This window comes from Streptomyces sp. NBC_01304 (assembly GCF_035975855.1).
GTDB lineage: Bacteria > Actinomycetota > Actinomycetes > Streptomycetales > Streptomycetaceae > Streptomyces.
The window spans coordinates 8,701,954-8,720,690 of record NZ_CP109055.1 but is presented as its reverse complement, the minus strand read 5'-3'; the positions used below and the strand labels follow the sequence as shown (position 1 = coordinate 8,720,690).

Below are 18,737 nucleotides of genomic sequence, written 5' to 3'. Positions count from 1 at the left end.
GGGCCCCCAAGGCCTCCTGGCGCCGACTCCGCTCAGGCGAGGGGCGGCAGTTCCGTCTCGCGCACGGCAACGCCCTCACGCACGGCAACGCCCTCGCCGCCCACGGCCCGGCACTCGCAGTCGGACACCCCCGCGATCCGCAGCGCCGCCTCCGCCGTGGCCTGCGCAAAGGCCTCGACGGGGCGCTCCGGGTCCGAACGGTGGATGAGGATGACGCCCTCGATCAGACCGAAGACCAGGTCGGTACGGAGGGCCAGGCCGCCCGGATCGAGGCGGGCACCCGTCTCCGTGCGGGCGATCAACTGGCCATACTTCCCCTTGAGTTCCCCCCTGATCCGACGGTACCCGGCAAACCGCTCCGCCCGCACCTCGGGCAGCAGATACAGCGCCCCGAGGTTGTGCACCCCTCCGCACAGCAGCTCCACGTCCGACCTGCACAGCTCCCGAAGGCGCCGCTCGGCCGGTTCCGTGTCCCGCTCGAGCAGCCGGCGGGCCAGCGTGAGCGAGGGCGTGACCGTGGACTCCAGGAGCTCCGCGAGAAGGTCCTCCTTGCCCGCCACGTAGTGGTACATGGTCGCCTGGCGCATGCCCGCACGCTCGGCAACCGCCCGCGTGGTGGTCGCGGCATAGCCCCGGGTGGTGAACAACTCGGCTGCCGCGTCGAGGAGTTCGGCACGCGGTGTCAGACCACGGTCGGGCCGCTGCTCGGCGCGCGGTCTGCCGACCCTTCTTCGGGTGGTGCCCATGGGGCCGATGGTGGCATGCGTGCATGAGCGAGGGTCGGTAATCGGCCGCGCTCCGGCGGCTGTTGACGCATGGGGCGGGCGCCTGTTCCACTGGGCCCATGCGTCCTCAGCTGCGCCTGGTCACCCGCGACCACATCGACTTCGGTCGTGTGTGGTCGGCGGCGTGTTGCCTCTGACGTCTTCACCCTCACCTCTCCACCCCTTACGTCAGATCACCGCAGCAGTCTCATGACCGCTTCACCAAGCGAGGTCGCACCATGCCCGTAGAGTTCCTCGGCATCGCCGCAACCAACGACGGCTCCGAAGTCACCGCCCGCTCCGGTGTCTCCTTCGACAAGGAGTACACGCTCAAGCTCGCCCGGGCCCACGAGGAGTACGGCTGGGACCGGGTCCTGTTCGCGTACGGCTCCGGCTCCCCCGACCCGTCCCCGGCCGCCGCCTACATCGCGGCCCGCACCGAACAGCTGCAGATCCTGGTCGCCCACCGCCCGAACGTCTCGTACCCCACCTTCGCCGCGAAGACCTTCGCCACCCTGGACCGGATCAGCGACGGCCGCCTCGCCGTCCACTTCATCACCGGGGGCAACGACCACGAGCAGCAGCGCGAGGGCGACTTCCTCACCAAGGACGAGCGCTACGCCCGTACCCGTGAAGCCATCCAGATCATCAAGAAGGCCTGGACGAGCCACGACCCCTTCGACCACGAGGGCACCCACTACCGCTTCCACGACTTCGTGAGCGACACCTTCCCCGTCCAACAGCCGCACCCGCGCGTCTCGTTCGGCGGTTCATCGCCCGCCGCGTACGCCGCCGGCGGCGCGGAGGCCGACATCTACTGCCTGTGGGGCGAGCCGCTGGCGGAAACGGCCCAGCAGATCGAGTCGGTCAAGGCCGCGGCACGGGCGGCGGGCCGCACCGACGTGCCGAAGATCCAGGTCGCGTTCCGCCCGATCATCGCGCCCACCGAGGACCTGGCCTGGGAGAAGGCCTACCGCACCCTGGAACGGATCCGGGCCCGCAAGGCCGGCACCCCGCTCAGCCGCCGCCACCCGCTCACGAACCCCGAGAACTCCGGCTCGCAGCGCCTCCTCTCGGTCGCCGCACGCGGCGACCGGCACGACCGCGCCCTGTGGACGCCGACCGCGGCGGAGACCGGCGGGGCCGGCAACTCCACGGCCCTGGTGGGCACTCCGGAGACGGTCGCGCAGGCCCTGCTCGACTACTACGACCTTGGCGTCGAGATCCTCTCGGCACGCGGCTACGACCTCCTCGACGATGCGATCGACTTCGGCCGGTACGTGATCCCGATCGTGCGGGAAGAGGTCGCCAAGAGGGACGCGGCGAAGCCGGCCGCAGCGTAGGGCGCGAGCGCCGCGGACCGGGGGGCCCGCGGCGCCCCTGCCACGAAACCTGCCGGCCGGGGGCCCTCCCCATTACCGTTCCGGTAGCCCCGCAACGAGGTTGCCGGCCTTCGGAGTTGGCATGGCTACCTTCCCTTGTCCAGTGCGGTCACTTGACCCAGCGCGCTACCAGCCGGACAACCCGATCGATCTCCGGATCGAAGCCCAACACCGGATGCCCGTAGTCCCCCTCTGGATCCATCAGGACCGGCTTGCCAAGCCGCCGCCCAATCGCCCGTAGAAGCCCACAGAACTCGTCGAGCCGTTCCTGGCCCATCGGGTCACTCACGTCGACATCGAAGTCGATCTCGTCCGTCGCATGAAAACGAAACAAGCGAGCCCGTTCGGCGACGGCCACACCCACAGCCGGCAGCCGTCGCCGCCACGCGGCCGGGACAGCACCTCCCTGGAGCGAGGAAGCGGCATGGCGACATCACCAACCAGATATTGGTGCTTCCAAGCCGCTCTCAACTACGAGATCAAGGACCGCCTGCCAGTCCTCCACCGAAGTTCCGGGCACCCGCACATCCGGAAGCGACCCCGTCAGATCGGGGTCGAAGAAGCACTCGACGTCAGCCCACAGAAGATCCGGCACTCATCCATCCTCCATGGAACTCAGCCGCAGCACAGCCCGATTCCCTTGACCAAAGTCATAGGGCCCCCACCCCCATCTCCATCCCCGCGGAGCCCTGCCCGGGCACGAAGACCTGCCAAGGCACGAACCTCGCCCAGACAAGTCCCACCCCGCCTACCGCCCCCGCACCGTCCCCAGCACATCCCGGTCCGGCTGCAGCGTCAGCGTGGGCACCGGTCGTATCTCCCCCGGGTCCACCTCCAGCTCGAACCTCCGCGCCAGCACGGCCAGGACCAGCACCGCCTCGACCATGGCGAAGCGTGCGCCCAGGCAGACCCGGGGTCCGCCACCGAACGGGAACCACGCGTACTCAGGTATGTCGTCGCCGGTGTCCGGGTCCCACCGCTCGGGCCGGAACTCCTCCGGGTCCGGGTACCAGCGAGGATCCCGCTGAGTGGCCCACTGGCTGCTCCACACCCGGGTCCCCGCCGGTATCGGCACGCCGCCGACCGTGCTGCCCTCCTTGGCCTGGCCGGTGAGCAGCCAGATCGTCGGATACAGGCGCAACGTCTCCTTCACCACCGCCTGGGTGTAGGGCAGTTGTCCGTAGTCGTCGAAGCCCGGCTCACGCTCACCCAGCACCCGGTCCAGCTCCGCGCCCAGCGCCGCACGCACCCGGGGGTTGCGGGACAGCAGGTACCAGGCCCATACCAGGGCGCTGCTGGTCGTCTCATGGCCCCCTATGTACAGCGTGACCGTCTCGTCGCGGATCTCCTTGTCCGAGAGCCGGGTGCCCGCCTCGTCCCGCGCCTCCAGCAACCGGCTGAGCAGATCGGGGCGTTCGGAGTCGCCGCCTCGGTGCGCGGCCACGACCCGGGAGACCTCGGCATCGATGACCTTGACGGCCTTCTTGATCCGGGCCCGCCCGGGGGTGGGCACCCAGTCGGGCAGCAGCCCGCCGATCCCCCTGAACTCCGCCCCTATTTCCCGCTGCGCCACATCCATGGCCCGGCCGATCGCCTCGGCGTCGGCCTCGCTGTCGGTGCCGAAGATCGTGCGTACCGCTATCCGCTGGGTCAGGGCGGACATCTCCCGCTTGATGTCGACCCGTTGGCCGTCGGACCAGCGGTCCGCGAGCTCCACGGCGCAGCCCGCCATCGTGGCCGCGTACGACCGCACCTGCTTGGGTCGCACGGAGGGCTGCACGAGCGAACGCTTACGCCGCCAGTCCGCCCCCTTGGCGACGACCACGCCATTGCCGAGGAGCGTACGGAAGGAAATTCCCAGGTCGTTGCGGTCGAAGCCGGCCTCCGCCTCCGTCAGCAACTCTCCTATGCAGTCCGGATCGGCCAGGAAAACACAGCGCTTCCCGCCGAACCGCCAGCTCACCATGTCCCCGCGCTCACGCAGCAGGGTGAAAAAGGCAAGTGGGTCCTTCCCGAACTGCGGCAGGTTCCCCAGCATCGGCACTCCGCGCGGTCCCGGCACCACCGCATGCCGCCGCGGCCGCACTCCCGCGCCGACGTCCCCGCCCACCTCGGTGTCCATCGCCGAACTCCCCTCCCCGGTGGCGCCGTTCACCTCGTGCGCCGCGTGTGACCCCATGGAACCCGACGGGTCCGACACTCCGCCACCCCTGTGGACAACACCCTGTGGATAACCCTCGCCGTGGACACCTCAAGGTGGCGAGAAGCGCGCCGACATGGCGATGCGCCGCTCCCGTACGAACAGGAACGGCGCACCACAACAAACCCGACGGAGTCGGCCGGGCCGACGACCGCCTACCCCACCGACGAGTAGGCCACCACGCCTCGCAGCAACGCATCGACCGCCTTGCGCGCGTTCTTCCCGACGGTGCTGCCCTCCTTCGGCGCGGCCGCCGAAATCTGGCCGAGCACGTCGATGACCTGCTTGCACCAGCGCACGAAGTCGCCCGCCGGCATCTCGGCCTCGCGCAACACCTCGTCCAGGCCCTTGTCGGAGGCCCACATGTACGCGGCCCAGGCGAAGCCCAGATCGGGCTCGCGCTGCCCGACGCCCTCCGCCTGGTTGATCTTGAACTCCTCCTCCAGGGCGTCGAGCCGGCCCCAGATCCGCACCATCTCGCCCAGCGCGGCCTTCGCCGCGCCGGACGGCAGCTTGGGCGCGAGCGCGTCGTCGCTGACCCGGGCCTCGTACACCAACGCCGAGACGCAGGCGGCCAGTTCGGCCGGGTTGAGGCCTTCCCAGACGCCGTCCCGCAGGCATTCGCTGGCCAGCAGGTCCAGCTCGCCGTAGAGCCGGGCGAGCCGCTTGCCGTGTTCGGTGACCTCGTTGTCCCGCAGATAGTCCATCTCGCTGAGCAGGGCGACGATGCGGTCGAAGGTGCGGGCGATGGTGTTCGTACGCCCCTCGATGCGCCGTTCCAACTGCTTGGTGTCGCGCATCAGGCGGTGGTAGCGCTCGGCCCAGCGGGCGTGGTCCTCGCGCTCGTCACAGCCGTGGCAGGGGTGGGCCCGCAGCTCGGTGCGCAGCCGCGCGATCTCACGGTCGTCGGCAGCGGCGGCGCGCCCGCGCTTGTGCTTCTCGGGCCGCACGTGCCCTGCCTTGGTACGAAGCGCCGACGCGAGGTCCCGACGGGACTGCGGGGAGCGGGCGTTGAAGGACTTGGGGATCCGCATCCGGTCCAACGCCTCGACCGGAACCGGGAAGTCCATCGCCGCGAGCCGCTTGACCTGCCGCTCGGCGGTGAGCACCAGCGGACGCGGCCCGTCCACCTGCTCGAAGCCACGGTGCCCGTTGGACCGACCGGCAGGAAGCCCGGGATCGAGCACGAGGGCGAGCCCCGCGAACTTCCCGGTCGGCACATGAATGACGTCGCCGGGCTTGAGCTTCTCCAGGGCGGCCGCCGCCGCGGCCCGGCGCTGCGAGGCGCCCTGCTTGGCCAGGTCGGTCTCGCGGTCCTTGAGCTCGCGGCGCAGAGCTGCGTACTCGTCGAAGTCGCCCAAGTGGCAGGTCATGGACTCCTTGTAGCCCTCCAGCCCCTCTTCGTTCTTCTGCACCTGCCGGGAGATCCCGACGACCGACTTGTCGGCCTGGAACTGTGCGAAGGACGTCTCGAGCAGTTCGCGCGAGCGGTGCCGGCCGAACTGCTCGACCAGGTTCACGGCCATGTTGTACGAGGGCCGGAAGCTGGACCGCAGCGGATAGGTCCGGGTGCCCGCGAGGCCGGCGAGCGCCTCGGGGTTCATGCCGCGCTGCCAGAGCACGACAGCATGCCCCTCGACATCGATGCCCCGGCGCCCGGCACGCCCGGTCAGCTGGGTGTATTCACCGGGCGTGATGTCGGCGTGCTGCTCGCCGTTCCACTTGACGAGCTTTTCCAACACCACCGAACGCGCGGGCATGTTGATGCCGAGCGCAAGCGTCTCGGTGGCGAACACGGCCTTGACGAGGCCGCGTACGAACAGTTCCTCCACGACCTCCTTGAAGGTCGGCAGCATGCCCGCGTGGTGCGCGGCGATGCCTCGCTCCAGGGCCTCCAGCCACTCGAAGTACCCCAGAACATGCAGGTCTTCGTCCGGGATGGACGCCGTGCGCTCCTCGACGATCTCGCGTACCCGCCGACGCCCGTCCTCGTCGTTCAGCCGAAGTCCCGCGTACAGGCACTGCTGTACGGCGGCCTCGCACGCGGCGCGGCTGAAGATGAAGGTGATGGCCGGAAGGAGTCCCTCGTTGTCGAGGCGCTCGATGACTTCGGGCCGGCCCGGCGTCCAGATCTTCGATCTCTGGCGGCGCTCGCGCTCGCGGTCGGCCTCGCGCATGTTCCGTCCGCGTCGCCGGTCACGGTACGAGGGACGGCTGTCCTCCATCCGAGCCATCCGCGTCAGATCGGGATTGACCTCACGCTTCTTGGACCCCGACTCCTCCTCGAAGAGGTCGTACATCCGGCGTCCGGCGAGCACATGCTGGAACAGCGGGACCGGCCGGTGCTCGGACACGATGACGTCCGTGTCGCCGCGGACCGTGTCCAGCCAGTCGCCGAACTCCTCGGCGTTGGACACCGTGGCCGAAAGCGACACCAGGGTCACCGATTCCGGGAGGTGAATGATCACTTCCTCCCAGACGGCGCCACGGAAGCGGTCGGAGAGGTAGTGCACCTCGTCCATCACCACATAGCCGAGGCCGAGCAGCGACTGCGAGCCCGAATACAGCATGTTCCGCAGCACCTCGGTGGTCATGACGACCACCGGCGCATCGGAGTTGACGCTGTTGTCCCCCGTCAGCAGGCCGACCTTGTCCGCGCCGTAACGCCGCGACAGATCCGCGAACTTCTGGTTGGAGAGCGCCTTGATGGGCGTGGTGTAGAAGCACTTCTTGCCCTGGAGCAGGGCCAGGTGCACGGCGAATTCGCCGACGATCGTCTTGCCGGAACCGGTCGGGGCCGCGACGAGCACGCCCTTGCCCGCCTCCAGCGACTGACATGCCTCGATCTGGAACGGGTCGAGACCGAAGTCGTACATCTCGCGGAATGATGCGAGCGCGGTGGCCTGCTCGGCAGCCCGCTTGCGTGCTGCCGCGTACCGCTCGGCCGGGGAGAGGTCCTCTGTCATCTTGTTCTTGAGCCTACCCGCCGACACTGACACTGGTCGCGATCTTTGTTGACGGGACAAGCACCTGCAGCACCAGGGGGCGCGCAGCACCGCAGCGAGCTACGCGGTGAGCACCCTTACCGCCCCCGGCACACATTCGGCGCTCAGCGGCAACGGTCCGAGCGGTTCCCCGTCCGCGTATCCGGTGATTCCGGCCGCCTCGATGCTGATCTTCGCGGCCCGGTGGACGGTGACCTTCGGGTGGTCCACGTGGGAGCCCTTGTACACGCGCGGGAAGACTTTGAGCAGCGTCGCGCGCGTGCAGTCACCGACGACCGTGACGTCGAAGAGCCCGTCGTCGAGCTCGGCGCCCGGGCAGATCCGCATGCCGCCGCCGTACGAGGATCCGTTGCCGACCGCGATCAGGGTGGCGTCGACGTCCTGGACGGGCCCGTCATCGAGTCTGATCCGGTACGGAATGGGCTTGAAGGCGGCGAGTTCGGCGACCATCGCGAGGTCGTACTTGAAGCGGCCGCTGGGCCAGCGCATCCGGTTGCCCCGGTCGTTCACGCGCGAGTCGAAGCCGGAGGCGAGCACGGTGCCGAACCACTTGCCGCCGACCCGCCCCAGGTCCACCTCGCGGATGGTGCCGCCCTTGAGAGCCTCGGCCGCCAATCGGCCGGCCGCTTCCGGGCTGCGTATGGGCAGATCGAGGGCGCGCGCGAAGTCGTTCCCGGTGCCGACGGCGATCACCCCGAGCGGGGTCCGGGTCCCCGCGACGGCCTGCAGGGCGAGGTTCGCCATGCCGTCGCCACCGACCGCGATCAGCGCCCCGGTGCCGCCGGCGACCGCCTCCTTGGCGCGGCGCAGCGCGTCGTCCGCGTCGGTGCCGAGCACGGTGCGTACGGAGAATCCGGCGTCCCGCAACGCCGAAGCGGCCGGCTGCGCCGCGTGGGCGCCCCGGCCGCGGCCCGCGGTGGGATTGACGAAGAGGGTGATCTCGCTGGTCACGGGGCGGACCCTACAAGGTCGCTCCGAGCCGTCCTAGCTCGGGGACGGGGTCAGGTGATGTCGTCGTAGCCGTTCATCCGCCGGTCCTGCTCCGTGGTGGCCTGCTCGGGCAGGGCACCGGAGGCGGAGACCGGCTCGATGTCACCGACGCCCTCGGGCGTGAGGTCGAGGTCGGAGGCCTCGTCGTCGTCCAGGCCCGCGTCGGGGTCGCCGCGGCGCCTGCGCGCGTCATTGGCGAGCGAGATCCCGACCGCGATGAAGTACAGGACGCACAGCGGGCCGGCGAGCAGCAGCATCGAGAGCGGATCGCCGCCCGGGGTGGCGATCGCGGCAAACCCGGTGAGGCCGATGACCATGCCTCGCCACCAGCCGAGCATGCGCTTGCCGGGGAAGACACCGGCCATGTTGAGGCCGACCAGGAACAGGGGCAGCTCGAAGGCGACGCCGAAGACGATCACCATGCGGGTGACCAGGTCGAGGTAGGCGTCCAGCTCGATCTGGTTCTGCACGTTCACCGGGCTGAACCCGAGCATGATCTCCGCGGTCTGCGGAATGATCGCGTACGCGACCCAGGCGCCGCCCACGAACAGCGGGGCGCCGACCGCCACGAAGGCGTAGGCGTACTTCCGCTCGTGGGAGTGCAGGCCGGGAGCCACGAAAGCCCACAGCTGGTACAGCCAGACCGGCGTCGCCACCAGCACACCGCTCATCAGCGCGACCTTGAGCGCGATGGTGAAGGGCGACAGCAGGGTGTCGGTCTTGATGATGGCGCAGGGCCTGCCGCTGGCCGTGAGTTTCGCGCCGTCCGGGCAGCCGACCGAGTCGAGGAGTGGCCGCAGAAGGAAGTCGAAGATTTGCTTCTGGTAGAAGGCAGCGACGATCGTCACCACGACGATCGCCAGAACCGCCTTCATCAGGCGGTTGCGCAGCTCCCGAAGGTGCTCGCCCAGAGGCATCCGGCCCTCTGGATCCTTCGACTTCGACTGCTTGCTACGGCGGGCAGACTTGAGCAACCCACGTTCCTTCGTCTCGTGCGGCAGCCGTCAGTGGCCGTCAGTGAATCCTGTCAGCTCTGGGTGGACTGGTTCGGAGCCGGCGCCGGCTCCGCGGCCGGACGGGAGCTCTGCACATCGCCGGGCGCGGCCTGGATCGTCCGCGGGGCGGCCTGCTGCTGAGCGGTCTGGTCGGTGGCGTTCGGCGTGGTGGTCGGGTCCTCGCCGTCCTTCTTCATCGCCTTGGCCTCGCTCTTGAGGATGCGGGCGGACTTGCCGAGCGAACGGGCCATGTCGGGAAGCTTCTTGGCACCGAACAGCAACAGGATGACAGCGATGATCAGAACGATCTCGAGAGGCTTCAGATTGCCGATCATGTGCTACTTCCTTCTCACTGAGGCAGTTGGGGTGGTGCCGCCAGTCCGCCGGACTGGTGTCCGACCACTTCACTGGCAGCGATCGTAACCCGCAGGGGTGAACGCTGGGCAATGCCTGTGCATACTCCCCGTTGCGGCCCCCACCTCAATTGTTGGGGCCACGCCCAGCAGCGTACCCGCCCGGCCTGTGATGAAGGAGGGCGCGCCCCCTCTATCTCATGTCCCGTCCGGCGCGGGCGACGTCGCCCGCGGCGCGCTCCAGGTCTTCGGCCGCCTTGTTGATCTGACCTGCGGTGTCGGCGACTTGGCGGCCCAGGCGCTGCACCTCGATGAAGACGCGCACCGCGAGGACTCCCAGCACAGCAATCCCACAGAATCCCACAGCGATCGCGAGCATCGGCCAGAACATGCGCGTCAGCCTAGACGGTGGAGTGCAGCCGCAGCGTCCGCACCCCGCCACCGGTGAGGAGTTCGACGATGCGCTCACCTGCCGGCTTGCGGACGGAGGCGTCGCACTCGGGGCAGGTGAAGGAGTAGAAGGTGGTACGGCGGCTGCCGCCGATCGCCAAGCGCAGTGCGCCCGCAGCGAGTTCGAAGCGGGCCCGGCAGTCGGGGCAGGCGGCCTTGAAGACGACGGGTGTCACTGCCGTGGGGCCTGAAACCGGGATCATTCCGGGCGTTAGCGAAGTAATGGATACACCCGACATTCCAGATGCATCAGACACGCGTGACGCGTCAGACGTTGACGTACCGGACAAAACCGACATCCTCAAGCTCCTTACTCCTGCCCGTCGTACGCGGCGAGGGCCTCGCGTGCCGCCTGCTGAGCGCTGTCCGCGAGCGCGCGCGGAGAGACGATCTTCCCGTCCCGGCCGAGCCGCAGCGCGAGCCGGCGCAGCGACGTGGGGTCCGGTGTGCGCAGCGTGATCCGCAGGCCGCCGTCGGCCAGCTCGTCCGCGCTGTCGTGCGGGTAGTACTCGGCGACCCAGCGCCCGCCGGGCCCGACCTCGATGACGACCTCCGGGTCGTCGGCGGAGGGCTGGACCAGGCCCTCTGAAAGGTCGCGCAGTTCGATCTCGGGCGGCGCCGCGGGTGCGTCCAGGATGCGGATCTCCGCGACCCGGTCGAGCCGGAAGGTGCGCCGCGCCTCGGAGAGGCGGCACCACGCCTCCATGTACGTATGACCGACCGCGAAGAGCCGGATCGGGTCGACCTCGCGCTCGGTGAGCTCGTCGCGGGCGGGCGAGTAGTAGCGCAGCCAGAGCCTGCGACGCTCGGAGATCGCGCGGTCCACCTCGGCGAAGACTCCGCCCTCGGACTCGAAGGTCACCGAGAGCCGGTCGCTGGCCCCCGCCACCTCCCCCGCGGCGGCCTCCAGCTTGGCGGTGGCCCGCACCAGCGCCTGCCGGTCGCTCTCCCGAAGGCCCGGCAGGGTGGCGACGGCACGCGCGGCCACGAGCAGCGCGGTGGCCTCGTCGGCGGCGAGCCGCAGCGGCTCGGCGACGTCGTCCGGGTTGTGCCACCAGATCCGGTCGCCGTCGGTGTCGATGTCGAGCAGATCACCGCCGCGGAAGCTGGTCCCGCACAGCGGCAGCACGTCCAAGTCGGAGATCAGCTCGTCCTCGGTGACCCCGAAGGCACGCGCCACATCGCCCACGCGCGCGCCGGGGCGCTCACGCAGATAGGTCACCAGGGACAGCATCCGGCGGGTCTGGTCGATCGCGTTCGTGGCCATTTTCTTGTACGTCTCCCCGTCAGCCCTTGGCCACGGCGCGCAGCCGGTCCACCACATCGGCCCGCAGCTCCGCGGGTTCCAGCACCACCACGTCGGGCCCGAACTCCACGAGCCAGGCATCGAGGCCATGACCGTACGGGATCTCCAACTCGTCCCAGCCTTCGCCCAGTTCGCGCACCGCCGTGGCCTTGGCGCGCAGCGGGTAGCCGGAGCCCGAGCGCAGCTTGATCAGGGCGGAGCGGTCGGCGATGTCCCCGGCCCAGCCCGCGACGGTCTCGCGGACCGTCACCACATCGGGCACGGGCGCGGTGAACTTGGCTGCACGCGAGCGGACCTTGCCGGTGATCCGGGAAAGCCGGAACACACGCTCGGCGCCCCGGTCACGGTCCCAGCCCGCCAGATACCAGTGGCCGCGCCAGCACTCCAGGGCCCAGGGCTCCACCTGCCGGGTCTCGGGGCGTGCGGCGGTCGCCTTGCGGTAGTCGAAGACGACGGGGCGGCGGTCGCGACAGGCCAGCATCAACGGCTCGAAGGCCGCCTCGTGCACGGGGATGCGGGGCTCCAGAGCGCTGTGCGCCTCGGCGGGCTCGGCATCCTCCGGCATCCCGGCGGCGCGCAGCTTCTGCAGTGCGCCGCTGGCCGCTCCCGCGAGCCGGGCCTGCTGCCAGACCTTGGCGGCGAGGCCCAGGGCGGCCGCCTCCTCGGCGTCGAGGGTCACGGGCGGCAGGCGGTTGCTGTCCCGGCGGGCGAGATAACCGATGTCCCCCTCGAGGTTCTCGACCGTCTCGATGACCAGGCCGAGTTCGCGCAGATCGTCCTTGTCGCGCTCGAACATCCGGTTGAAGCTGTCCTCGGAGTTCGCTTCCAGATATGCCTCGATGGAGCCCCGCAGCTCGCGCTTGCTGAGCGGCCGCCTCGTCCCGAGCAGGCACAGCGCCAGATTCATCAACCGCTCGGCCTTGGCAATCGCCATCGACGCTCTCTCCACCCTCCCGGAAGTGCTGCTCTACGACCGTCGACCGTACCGTCCCCGGGTGTCGTGGCAAAAGCCGAGGGCCCATGCCAGCAGGCATGGGCCCTCGAACTGTTCGCTTCTGGTCAGGCTCTGATCAGACCGAGACCAGGTCGCAGACGAAGATCAGCGTCTCGCCGGGCGCGATCTTGCCACCGGCTCCGCGGTCGCCGTACGCCAGGTGCGGCGGGATGACCAGCTGGCGGCGGCCGCCGACCTTCATGCCCTGCACACCCTTGTCCCAGCCCGCGATGACCTGACCCGCACCCAGCGTGAAGGGCAGCGGGGTGCCACGGTTCCAGCTCGCGTCGAACTCCTCACCGGTGGAGAAGGACACGCCCACATAGTGGACCTGGACGTTGTCGCCCGCCTTCGCCTCGGGGCCGTCGCCCTCCCAGAGGTCCTTGATCTCGAGGTCGGCCGGGGGCTCGCCGCCGGGGAAGTCGACCTCGGGCTTGTCGATGCTCACGTCAATTGCTCCTGCTTCTACGAAATGGGCAACCCGGACAGTCTTACACCCCACAAGGCAGTCCCTGCCCGGGGTCTCCCACCTCGAACGTCAGACCTTGGCCAGGATGTCCACGGAGAACACCAGCGTGGAGTTCTTCGGGATGCCCTGCTGCTCCTTGTCGCCGAAGGCGTAGGCCGGCGGGGCCACGATCAGCACGCGGCTGCCGACCTTCTTGCCGGCGAGGCCTTCCTTCAGCCCCTTGAAGGTGAGCTGCCCGATCGGGAAGTTCGCGGGCTTGCCACCCTGCTTGTAGGTGCTGTCGAACTCCTTGCCGTCCTTCCAGACGGACGCGACATAGTTCGCGATGACGGTGTCGGAGTCCTTGACGACGTCGCCCTTGCCCTCGATCACATAGTTCGAGACGAGCTTCTTCGGCGGGTCCGACTTCGTCGGGATGGTCAGCGACGGGGCCTTGCCGTCGAGGTTCGTACCGACCTTCGGCAGGTCGATGTTGTCCTGCGACACCTCGGAGCCCGAGGCGGCCTTCGGGACGGTGGTCGACTTCACGATGTCGACGACGAAGACCAGCGTGGCGTTCGGCTTGATGTCACCCTGGCCCTGGGCGCCGTAGCCGAGCTCCGGCGGGATGCCGATCTCGACGCGGCTGCCGACCTTCTGGCCGACCAGACCCTGGTCCCAGCCCTTGATGACCTGGCCGGCGCCGAGGGTCACGTCGAAGGGCTGCTTGCGGTCGAAGCTGTTGTCGAAGGGCTTGTCCGAGTCCCAGGCCTGACCCAGGTAATTGACCTGGACCGCGTCGCCCTCCTTGGTCTTCTCACCCTTGCCCTCGCTGAGGACATCGACCTTCAGCTTCTTGACCGGGTCGCCCTTGCCCTTGGCCAGGGTCGGCTTCTCGCCGAACTTGGCACCCGCGGTGATCGCGGGCAGACCGGAGTTCGACGTCGAGGCGGAGTCGGAGGCGGAATCGGAGCCCTTGTCGTCACCGCAGGCCGCTGTCGAAAGCAGCAGGAGCGGAATGACGACAAGGCCGGCAAGTCGGCGCACGTGTTCCTCAGATCTCAGACGGCACATTAGTTCCACGACACTCTAGGGCGTGCCAAGGGCCCCGCACGAGGAACGTGCGGGGCCCTTGGCGTGTTCCACCACTCACGGCGGAACGCCGATTACATCCCTGCGATCAGCTTCTCCACCCGGTCGTCCACCGACCGGAACGGGTCCTTGCACAGCACCGTCCGCTGCGCCTGGTCATTGAGCTTGAGGTGCACCCAGTCCACCGTGAAGTCACGGCGCTGCTCCTGGGCCCGCCGGATGAAGTCGCCGCGCAGCCGCGCACGCGTCGTCTGCGGCGGCACCGACTTGCCTTCGAAGATCTTCAAGTCGTTGCAGATACGGGCTGTCTGGCCCTTCTTCTCCAGCAGGTAGTACAGGCCCCGACGACGGTGGATGTCGTGGTAGGCGAGGTCTATCTGCGCGACCCGGGGGTTGGACATGGTCATGTTGTGCTTGGCGCGGTACCGCTCGATGAGCTGGTACTTCATGACCCAGTCGATCTCGGTGCCGATGCGGTCGAGATCCTCCGACTCGATCGAGTCCAGCGTGCGGCCCCAGAGCTCCAGGACCTGCTCGACCGTGCCGGTACGAATCCCGCGCCGCTCGACGAAATCGACGGCCTTCTCGTAGTACTCGCGCTGCACCTCGAGCGCCGAGGCCTCCCGGCCACTGGCCAGGCGCACCTTGCGGCGGCCCGTGATGTCGTGGCTGACCTCGCGGATCGCCCGGATCGGGTTCTCCAGGGTCAGGTCCCGCATCACGGTGCCCGCCTCGATCATGCGCAGCACCAGGTCGGTCGCGCCGACCTTCAACAGCATCGTCGTCTCGGACATGTTCGAGTCGCCCACGATGACGTGCAGCCTGCGGTAACGCTCGGCGTCCGCGTGCGGCTCGTCGCGGGTGTTGATGATCGGCCGGGAACGGGTGGTGGCAGAGCTGACGCCCTCCCAGATGTGCTCGGCACGCTGGCTCACGCAGTACACCGCACCGCGCGGCGTCTGCAGCACCTTGCCGGCGCCGCACAGCAGCTGCCGGGTGACGAGGAACGGAATGAGAATGTCCGCCAACCGCGAGAACTCTCCATGCCGGGCCACCAGATAGTTCTCGTGACAACCGTAGGAGTTTCCCGCCGAGTCGGTGTTGTTCTTGAAGAGATAGACGTCGCCCGCGATTCCCTCCTCGTGCAGGCGGCGTTCGGCGTCGACGAGCAGGCCTTCGAGAATGCGCTCGCCCGCTTTGTCGTGGGTGACCAGCTCGGTCACGTTGTCGCATTCGGGAGTTGCGTATTCCGGATGCGATCCCACGTCTAGGTAGAGACGGGCGCCGTTCCGCAGGAAGACGTTGCTACTGCGGCCCCATGACACAACACGGCGGAAGAGGTAGCGCGCCACTTCGTCAGGTGACAGACGGCGCTGTCCCCTGAACGTGCACGTGACGCCGTACTCGTTCTCCAGCCCGAAAATGCGGCGGTCCATGACTGAACATTACGCCTGATGGCCTGTGCTGAAACCGGGTTCGACAGCACCGTTTCGATCACTTTCCGACGAGCTGGTGATATCGGTGGTGCGCCCGGGACCTGCGAGGACCCTCCGCGTGGCCAGCAACACCAGCAGCGCGGCGCCCCCACCAGCACACGCCACGCCGAAGCCCAGCGGTGCGCCGCCCGCCTCTACGGCCGGACCGACCACCGCAGTTCCCACCGCGGAGCCCACACCGAAGGTCGTCACCACCCAGGAGAACGCCTCCGTCACCGTGCCCACGGGAGCGTGCCGGTCCACCACGACGAAGCCGCACGCGAGGGTCGGCGCCAGGAAGACACCCGCGACGACCATCAGGAACGTCATCGCGACCGCGCCGGGCACGATCAGCAGCGGCAGATAGCCCAACGCGAGGAGCGCCACCAGAACACGCAGTCGCAGCTCGGGAGTTCCCGGCCACTGCCGCGCGCCATAACCCACACCACCGACCAACGCGCCCAGACCGAGCGCCGCCATCAGCAGGCCGTAGACGAGGTCGCCGCCGTTGCCGTCCGCGTACACCACCGCCGCCACCGTGATCGAGTTGATGGCGAGCCCCACGAAGAAGAACGACCCGAGCAGCGCGAGCAGCCCCGGCGAGCGCAGCGCCCCGAGCCAATGCGCCTCACGTGGCGCGGACCGCCAGTCCCGCGACGGCCGCGACACCACGACCGACAACGCCCCCAGCACACCCATCGCGTTGATGACGAGCAGCCCGGAAGCCTCGGACCACAGCGCGACGATGCCCGTCACCAGGAGCGGCCCGACGGTGAACATCACCTCCTGCGCCACCGCGTCCATCGCATACGCGGCATGCACCTGGTCCTCGCGGCGCAGAATCTTCGGCCACAGGGCCCGCAGCCCGCCCTCCAGCGGCGGCGTCAGCAGACCCGCCACCAGCACGGCCGCGTACGCCAGGGGCAGCGCGTCGATCCCCACCAACGAGAATGCCGCCATGCCGAGCGCCGACACCACGGACGCGGGCAGCATCACCCGGGGCTGTCCGTAAAGATCGGCTGCGCGGCCGAGCAGCGGCTGACCGACCGCCATGGCCAGGCCGTACACCGCGGTGAGCACACCGGCCAGGGTGTAACTGCCGCCCTCCGCACGGACGAAGAGCACGATCGCGATCGCCGCCGTCGCGTTGGGCAGCCGGCCCACCAGTGTCCCCGTGAGCAGTCGCGCCGCATGCGGTGTCCGCAACAGCTCCGCGTATCCCGCAGCCATGACCGGCCCCTCTCCCCACCATCGAGGTGTTACGTATAACTTCCGGGGTTATACGTATCATGACGGGAGTCCAAAGGTCCATCCACAGGCCGCACCACCACAGGTCCGCCAGCCCCACCCGCCCAGCCCAGCAAGGAGCCGCCGTGCCCCGCCCCACGAGCAAGGACGTGGCCCGAGCCGCAGGCGTCTCCCAGGCCGCCGTCTCCCTCGTCCTCGGCGAGAAATGGCAGGGCCGCGTCGCCCCCACCACCGCCGACCGGGTCCGCGACGCCGCCCGCCAACTCGGCTACCGCCCCAACCTCGCCGCCCGCAACCTCCGCCTGGGCAGGACCAGAACCGCCCTCTTCGTCGTCCCCGCCCTCACCAACGACTTCTTCGCCCGCGTCTACACCGGCGCCGCCCGCACCGCCGCCGAACACGACTTCGGCGTCGTCCTCTACCTCTCCCCCGAAGGCATCGGCCCCGCCAAGGACCCCTTCGCCTCCGCCCGCGCCGCCCTCGACGGCGTCATCGCCTCCTCCATGGCAGCAGACGCACTCACCACGATCCGCGGCACCGACCTGCCCCTCGTCATGCTCGACAGCGACCCGGCCGACCCCACCGCCGCCGCCCACGTCAACGTCGACCTCGCAGACGGCATGCGCCAAGTGACGGAGCACCTGCTCACCCTCGGACACCGCGACTTCCTCCACCTGGCCGCCGACGTGGACTCCTGGACGTTCCAGGTACGCGCCCGAGCCATCGCCGACGCCTTGCGCGAGGCACCCGGCGCCACGCTGCGCACCGCCCCCGCACCCCTGTCCGTCCCCGGCGCCCTCGAAGCCACCCTGCACGCCCTCGGCACCGCCCCCAGGCCCACCGCACTCATCTGCGACGACGACATCATCGCGGCCGGCGCCTGCAAAGCCGCCAGACGCCTCGGCCTGCGCATCCCCGAAGACATCTCCGTCACCGGCTTCGACGACCTCACCCTCGCCACCGCCGTCGACCCCGAACTCACCACCCTGCACCTGCCCGCCGAACAAGTCGGCGAACGCGGCATGCACGCCCTGCTCGCCGTACTCGACAACCAAGCACCGGACAGCGCCGCCCTCCCCGTAGAACTGGTCGTACGCGGCTCCACAGCGCCACCACGCACCCGCTGACCGCACCACCCAAGCCCGGGGCCTTCGGCCTCAACGCAGCGCGCCCCGCACCGTACGAGACGGCGCGGGGCGCGAACACTGCCAGAGCGAGTGAGGCTACTCGTCGTCGGAGTTCTCCTCGGAGTCCGACGGAACCTCCGTCGGCGTACCGGCCGCACCGTCCGCCTCCAGCAGACGCGACAGCTGACGGCCGACAATGCGCTTGAACTTCCGCTGCTGCGGGCGGGTCCGGTCCAGAACCGCCACCTCCAGGCGCTCCGCGGGGATCTCCCGCTCACCGCCGTTCGGCTCCCGCGACAACGCCTGCACAGCCAGCTTCAACGCCTCGGCAAGGCTCATGCCGTCCTGATGACGCTGATCCAGATAGGTGCTGATCTGCTCGGCATTACCGCCGACCGCCACCGAACCGTGCTCATCGACGATCGAACCGTCATGCGGCAGACGGTAGATCTGATCGCCCTCCGCCGTGTCACCGACCTCGGCAACGACCAACTCCACCTCATACGGCTTCTCAGCCGCACTGGAGAAGATCGTGCCCAACGTCTGCGCATACACGTTGGCCAGACCACGAGCCGTCACATCGTCACGGTCATAGGTATAACCACGAAGATCCGCGTAACGGACGCCGCCGATACGCAAGTTCTCGTACTCGTTGTACTTACCGGCGGCCGCGAAGCCGATCCGGTCATAGATCTCGCTGAACTTGTGCAGCGCACGGGACGGGTTCTCGCCGACGAACACGATGCCATCGGCGAACTGCAGCACAACAAGGCTGCGACCACGGGCGATGCCCTTACGGGCGTACTCCGCCCGGTCGGCCATGGCCTGCTGGGGTGAGACATAGAACGGCGTCGACACCGGCTATCCGTCCCTTTCTGTCAGTGGCGAGTACATTCCGGATTCCGCTT

General features: G+C 69.0%; 17 protein-coding genes and 1 pseudogene. 2 read left to right on the top strand and 16 right to left on the bottom strand.

What is annotated here, in order from left to right; all coding sequences use genetic code 11:
• Positions 1-32 precede the first annotated feature (32 nt).
• Entirely contained in the window at positions 33-746 is a 714-nt protein-coding gene (locus OG430_RS38765) for a TetR/AcrR family transcriptional regulator (RefSeq protein WP_327357335.1), read from the bottom strand.
• Between the two features lie 257 nt (positions 747-1,003).
• Between OG430_RS38765 and OG430_RS38760 the strand changes: the two genes are divergently transcribed.
• On the top strand, positions 1,004-2,107 hold the full coding sequence (locus tag OG430_RS38760) for an LLM class flavin-dependent oxidoreductase (protein ID WP_327357334.1): 1,104 nt from the start codon (positions 1,004-1,006) through the stop codon (positions 2,105-2,107).
• Positions 2,108-2,255: 148 nt separating this feature from the next.
• Here the strand turns inward: OG430_RS38760 and OG430_RS38755 are convergent.
• The 14 genes and pseudogenes from OG430_RS38755 to OG430_RS38690 form a co-directional block, all read right to left on the bottom strand.
• Positions 2,256-2,741: pseudogene (locus OG430_RS38755) on the bottom strand (hypothetical protein).
• 153 nt (positions 2,742-2,894) lie between these two features.
• Entirely contained in the window at positions 2,895-4,268 is a 1,374-nt protein-coding gene (locus tag OG430_RS38750) for a cytochrome P450 (protein WP_327359426.1), read from the bottom strand.
• A 233-nt stretch (positions 4,269-4,501) separates the two neighbouring features.
• Positions 4,502-7,312, bottom strand: a complete 2,811-nt coding sequence (locus tag OG430_RS38745; RefSeq protein WP_327357333.1) for a DEAD/DEAH box helicase — start codon at positions 7,310-7,312, stop codon at positions 4,502-4,504.
• 99 nt (positions 7,313-7,411) lie between these two features.
• Complete coding sequence (locus OG430_RS38740) at positions 7,412-8,302, bottom strand: diacylglycerol kinase (protein ID WP_327357332.1); 891 nt, start codon at positions 8,300-8,302, stop codon at positions 7,412-7,414.
• Between the two features lie 50 nt (positions 8,303-8,352).
• Positions 8,353-9,315 carry a twin-arginine translocase subunit TatC gene (tatC, locus tag OG430_RS38735; protein ID WP_327357331.1) on the bottom strand — a complete coding sequence of 321 codons (963 nt, stop codon included), beginning with the start codon at positions 9,313-9,315 and terminating at the stop codon, positions 8,353-8,355.
• A 53-nt stretch (positions 9,316-9,368) separates the two neighbouring features.
• Positions 9,369-9,671 carry a Sec-independent protein translocase subunit TatA gene (tatA, locus tag OG430_RS38730; RefSeq protein WP_327357330.1) on the bottom strand — a complete coding sequence of 101 codons (303 nt, stop codon included), beginning with the start codon at positions 9,669-9,671 and terminating at the stop codon, positions 9,369-9,371.
• 211 nt (positions 9,672-9,882) lie between these two features.
• On the bottom strand, positions 9,883-10,080 hold the full coding sequence (locus OG430_RS38725) for a hypothetical protein (RefSeq protein ID WP_327357329.1): 198 nt from the start codon (positions 10,078-10,080) through the stop codon (positions 9,883-9,885).
• A gap of 10 nt (positions 10,081-10,090) precedes the next feature.
• Positions 10,091-10,342, bottom strand: a complete 252-nt coding sequence (locus OG430_RS38720; protein ID WP_327357328.1) for a hypothetical protein — start codon at positions 10,340-10,342, stop codon at positions 10,091-10,093.
• A 107-nt stretch (positions 10,343-10,449) separates the two neighbouring features.
• Entirely contained in the window at positions 10,450-11,406 is a 957-nt protein-coding gene (locus OG430_RS38715) for a helix-turn-helix transcriptional regulator (RefSeq protein ID WP_327357327.1), read from the bottom strand.
• Positions 11,407-11,425: 19 nt separating this feature from the next.
• Positions 11,426-12,379, bottom strand: a complete 954-nt coding sequence (locus OG430_RS38710; protein ID WP_327357326.1) for a helix-turn-helix transcriptional regulator — start codon at positions 12,377-12,379, stop codon at positions 11,426-11,428.
• Positions 12,380-12,515: 136 nt separating this feature from the next.
• Positions 12,516-12,887, bottom strand: a complete 372-nt coding sequence (locus tag OG430_RS38705) for an FKBP-type peptidyl-prolyl cis-trans isomerase (RefSeq protein ID WP_327357325.1) — start codon at positions 12,885-12,887, stop codon at positions 12,516-12,518.
• Positions 12,888-12,977: 90 nt separating this feature from the next.
• Positions 12,978-13,934, bottom strand: a complete 957-nt coding sequence (locus OG430_RS38700) for an FKBP-type peptidyl-prolyl cis-trans isomerase (protein ID WP_327357324.1) — start codon at positions 13,932-13,934, stop codon at positions 12,978-12,980.
• 119 nt (positions 13,935-14,053) lie between these two features.
• Positions 14,054-15,415, bottom strand: coding sequence for a Pup--protein ligase (gene pafA / locus OG430_RS38695; RefSeq protein ID WP_327357323.1), 1,362 nt, complete (start codon positions 15,413-15,415; stop codon positions 14,054-14,056).
• A 9-nt stretch (positions 15,416-15,424) separates the two neighbouring features.
• A complete protein-coding gene (locus tag OG430_RS38690) occupies positions 15,425-16,684 on the bottom strand; it encodes an MFS transporter (protein ID WP_327357322.1) in 1,260 nt (419 codons plus the stop codon).
• Positions 16,685-16,743: 59 nt separating this feature from the next.
• Here OG430_RS38690 and OG430_RS38685 point away from each other — a divergent pair, with 59 nt between their 5' ends.
• Positions 16,744-17,829: a LacI family DNA-binding transcriptional regulator gene (locus OG430_RS38685; protein WP_442816638.1), complete on the top strand. Its 1,086-nt coding sequence runs from the start codon at positions 16,744-16,746 to the stop codon at positions 17,827-17,829.
• A gap of 96 nt (positions 17,830-17,925) precedes the next feature.
• Here OG430_RS38685 and prcA read toward each other — a convergent pair whose 3' ends face one another.
• A complete protein-coding gene (gene prcA / locus OG430_RS38680) occupies positions 17,926-18,687 on the bottom strand; it encodes a proteasome subunit alpha (RefSeq protein ID WP_327357320.1) in 762 nt (253 codons plus the stop codon).
• Positions 18,688-18,737: the final 50 nt, after the last annotated feature.

Bases quoted from the DNA above. Each gene is read 5' to 3' on its own strand.
- OG430_RS38710 (WP_327357326.1), bottom strand. From the start codon at position 12,379: ATGGCGATTGCCAAGGCCGAGCGGTTGATGAATCTGGCGCTGTGCCTG.
- OG430_RS38760 (WP_327357334.1), top strand. From the start codon at position 1,004: ATGCCCGTAGAGTTCCTCGGCATCGCCGCAACCAACGACGGCTCCGAA.
- OG430_RS38725 (WP_327357329.1), bottom strand. From the start codon at position 10,080: ATGTTCTGGCCGATGCTCGCGATCGCTGTGGGATTCTGTGGGATTGCT.
- pafA (WP_327357323.1), bottom strand. From the start codon at position 15,415: ATGGACCGCCGCATTTTCGGGCTGGAGAACGAGTACGGCGTCACGTGC.
- OG430_RS38720 (WP_327357328.1), bottom strand. From the start codon at position 10,342: ATGATCCCGGTTTCAGGCCCCACGGCAGTGACACCCGTCGTCTTCAAG.
- OG430_RS38715 (WP_327357327.1), bottom strand. From the start codon at position 11,406: ATGGCCACGAACGCGATCGACCAGACCCGCCGGATGCTGTCCCTGGTG.
- tatA (WP_327357330.1), bottom strand. From the start codon at position 9,671: ATGATCGGCAATCTGAAGCCTCTCGAGATCGTTCTGATCATCGCTGTC.
- OG430_RS38685 (WP_442816638.1), top strand. From the start codon at position 16,744: ATGACGGGAGTCCAAAGGTCCATCCACAGGCCGCACCACCACAGGTCC.
- OG430_RS38765 (WP_327357335.1), bottom strand. From the start codon at position 746: ATGGGCACCACCCGAAGAAGGGTCGGCAGACCGCGCGCCGAGCAGCGG.
- OG430_RS38690 (WP_327357322.1), bottom strand. From the start codon at position 16,684: ATGGCTGCGGGATACGCGGAGCTGTTGCGGACACCGCATGCGGCGCGA.
- OG430_RS38750 (WP_327359426.1), bottom strand. From the start codon at position 4,268: ATGGACACCGAGGTGGGCGGGGACGTCGGCGCGGGAGTGCGGCCGCGG.
- OG430_RS38745 (WP_327357333.1), bottom strand. From the start codon at position 7,312: ATGACAGAGGACCTCTCCCCGGCCGAGCGGTACGCGGCAGCACGCAAG.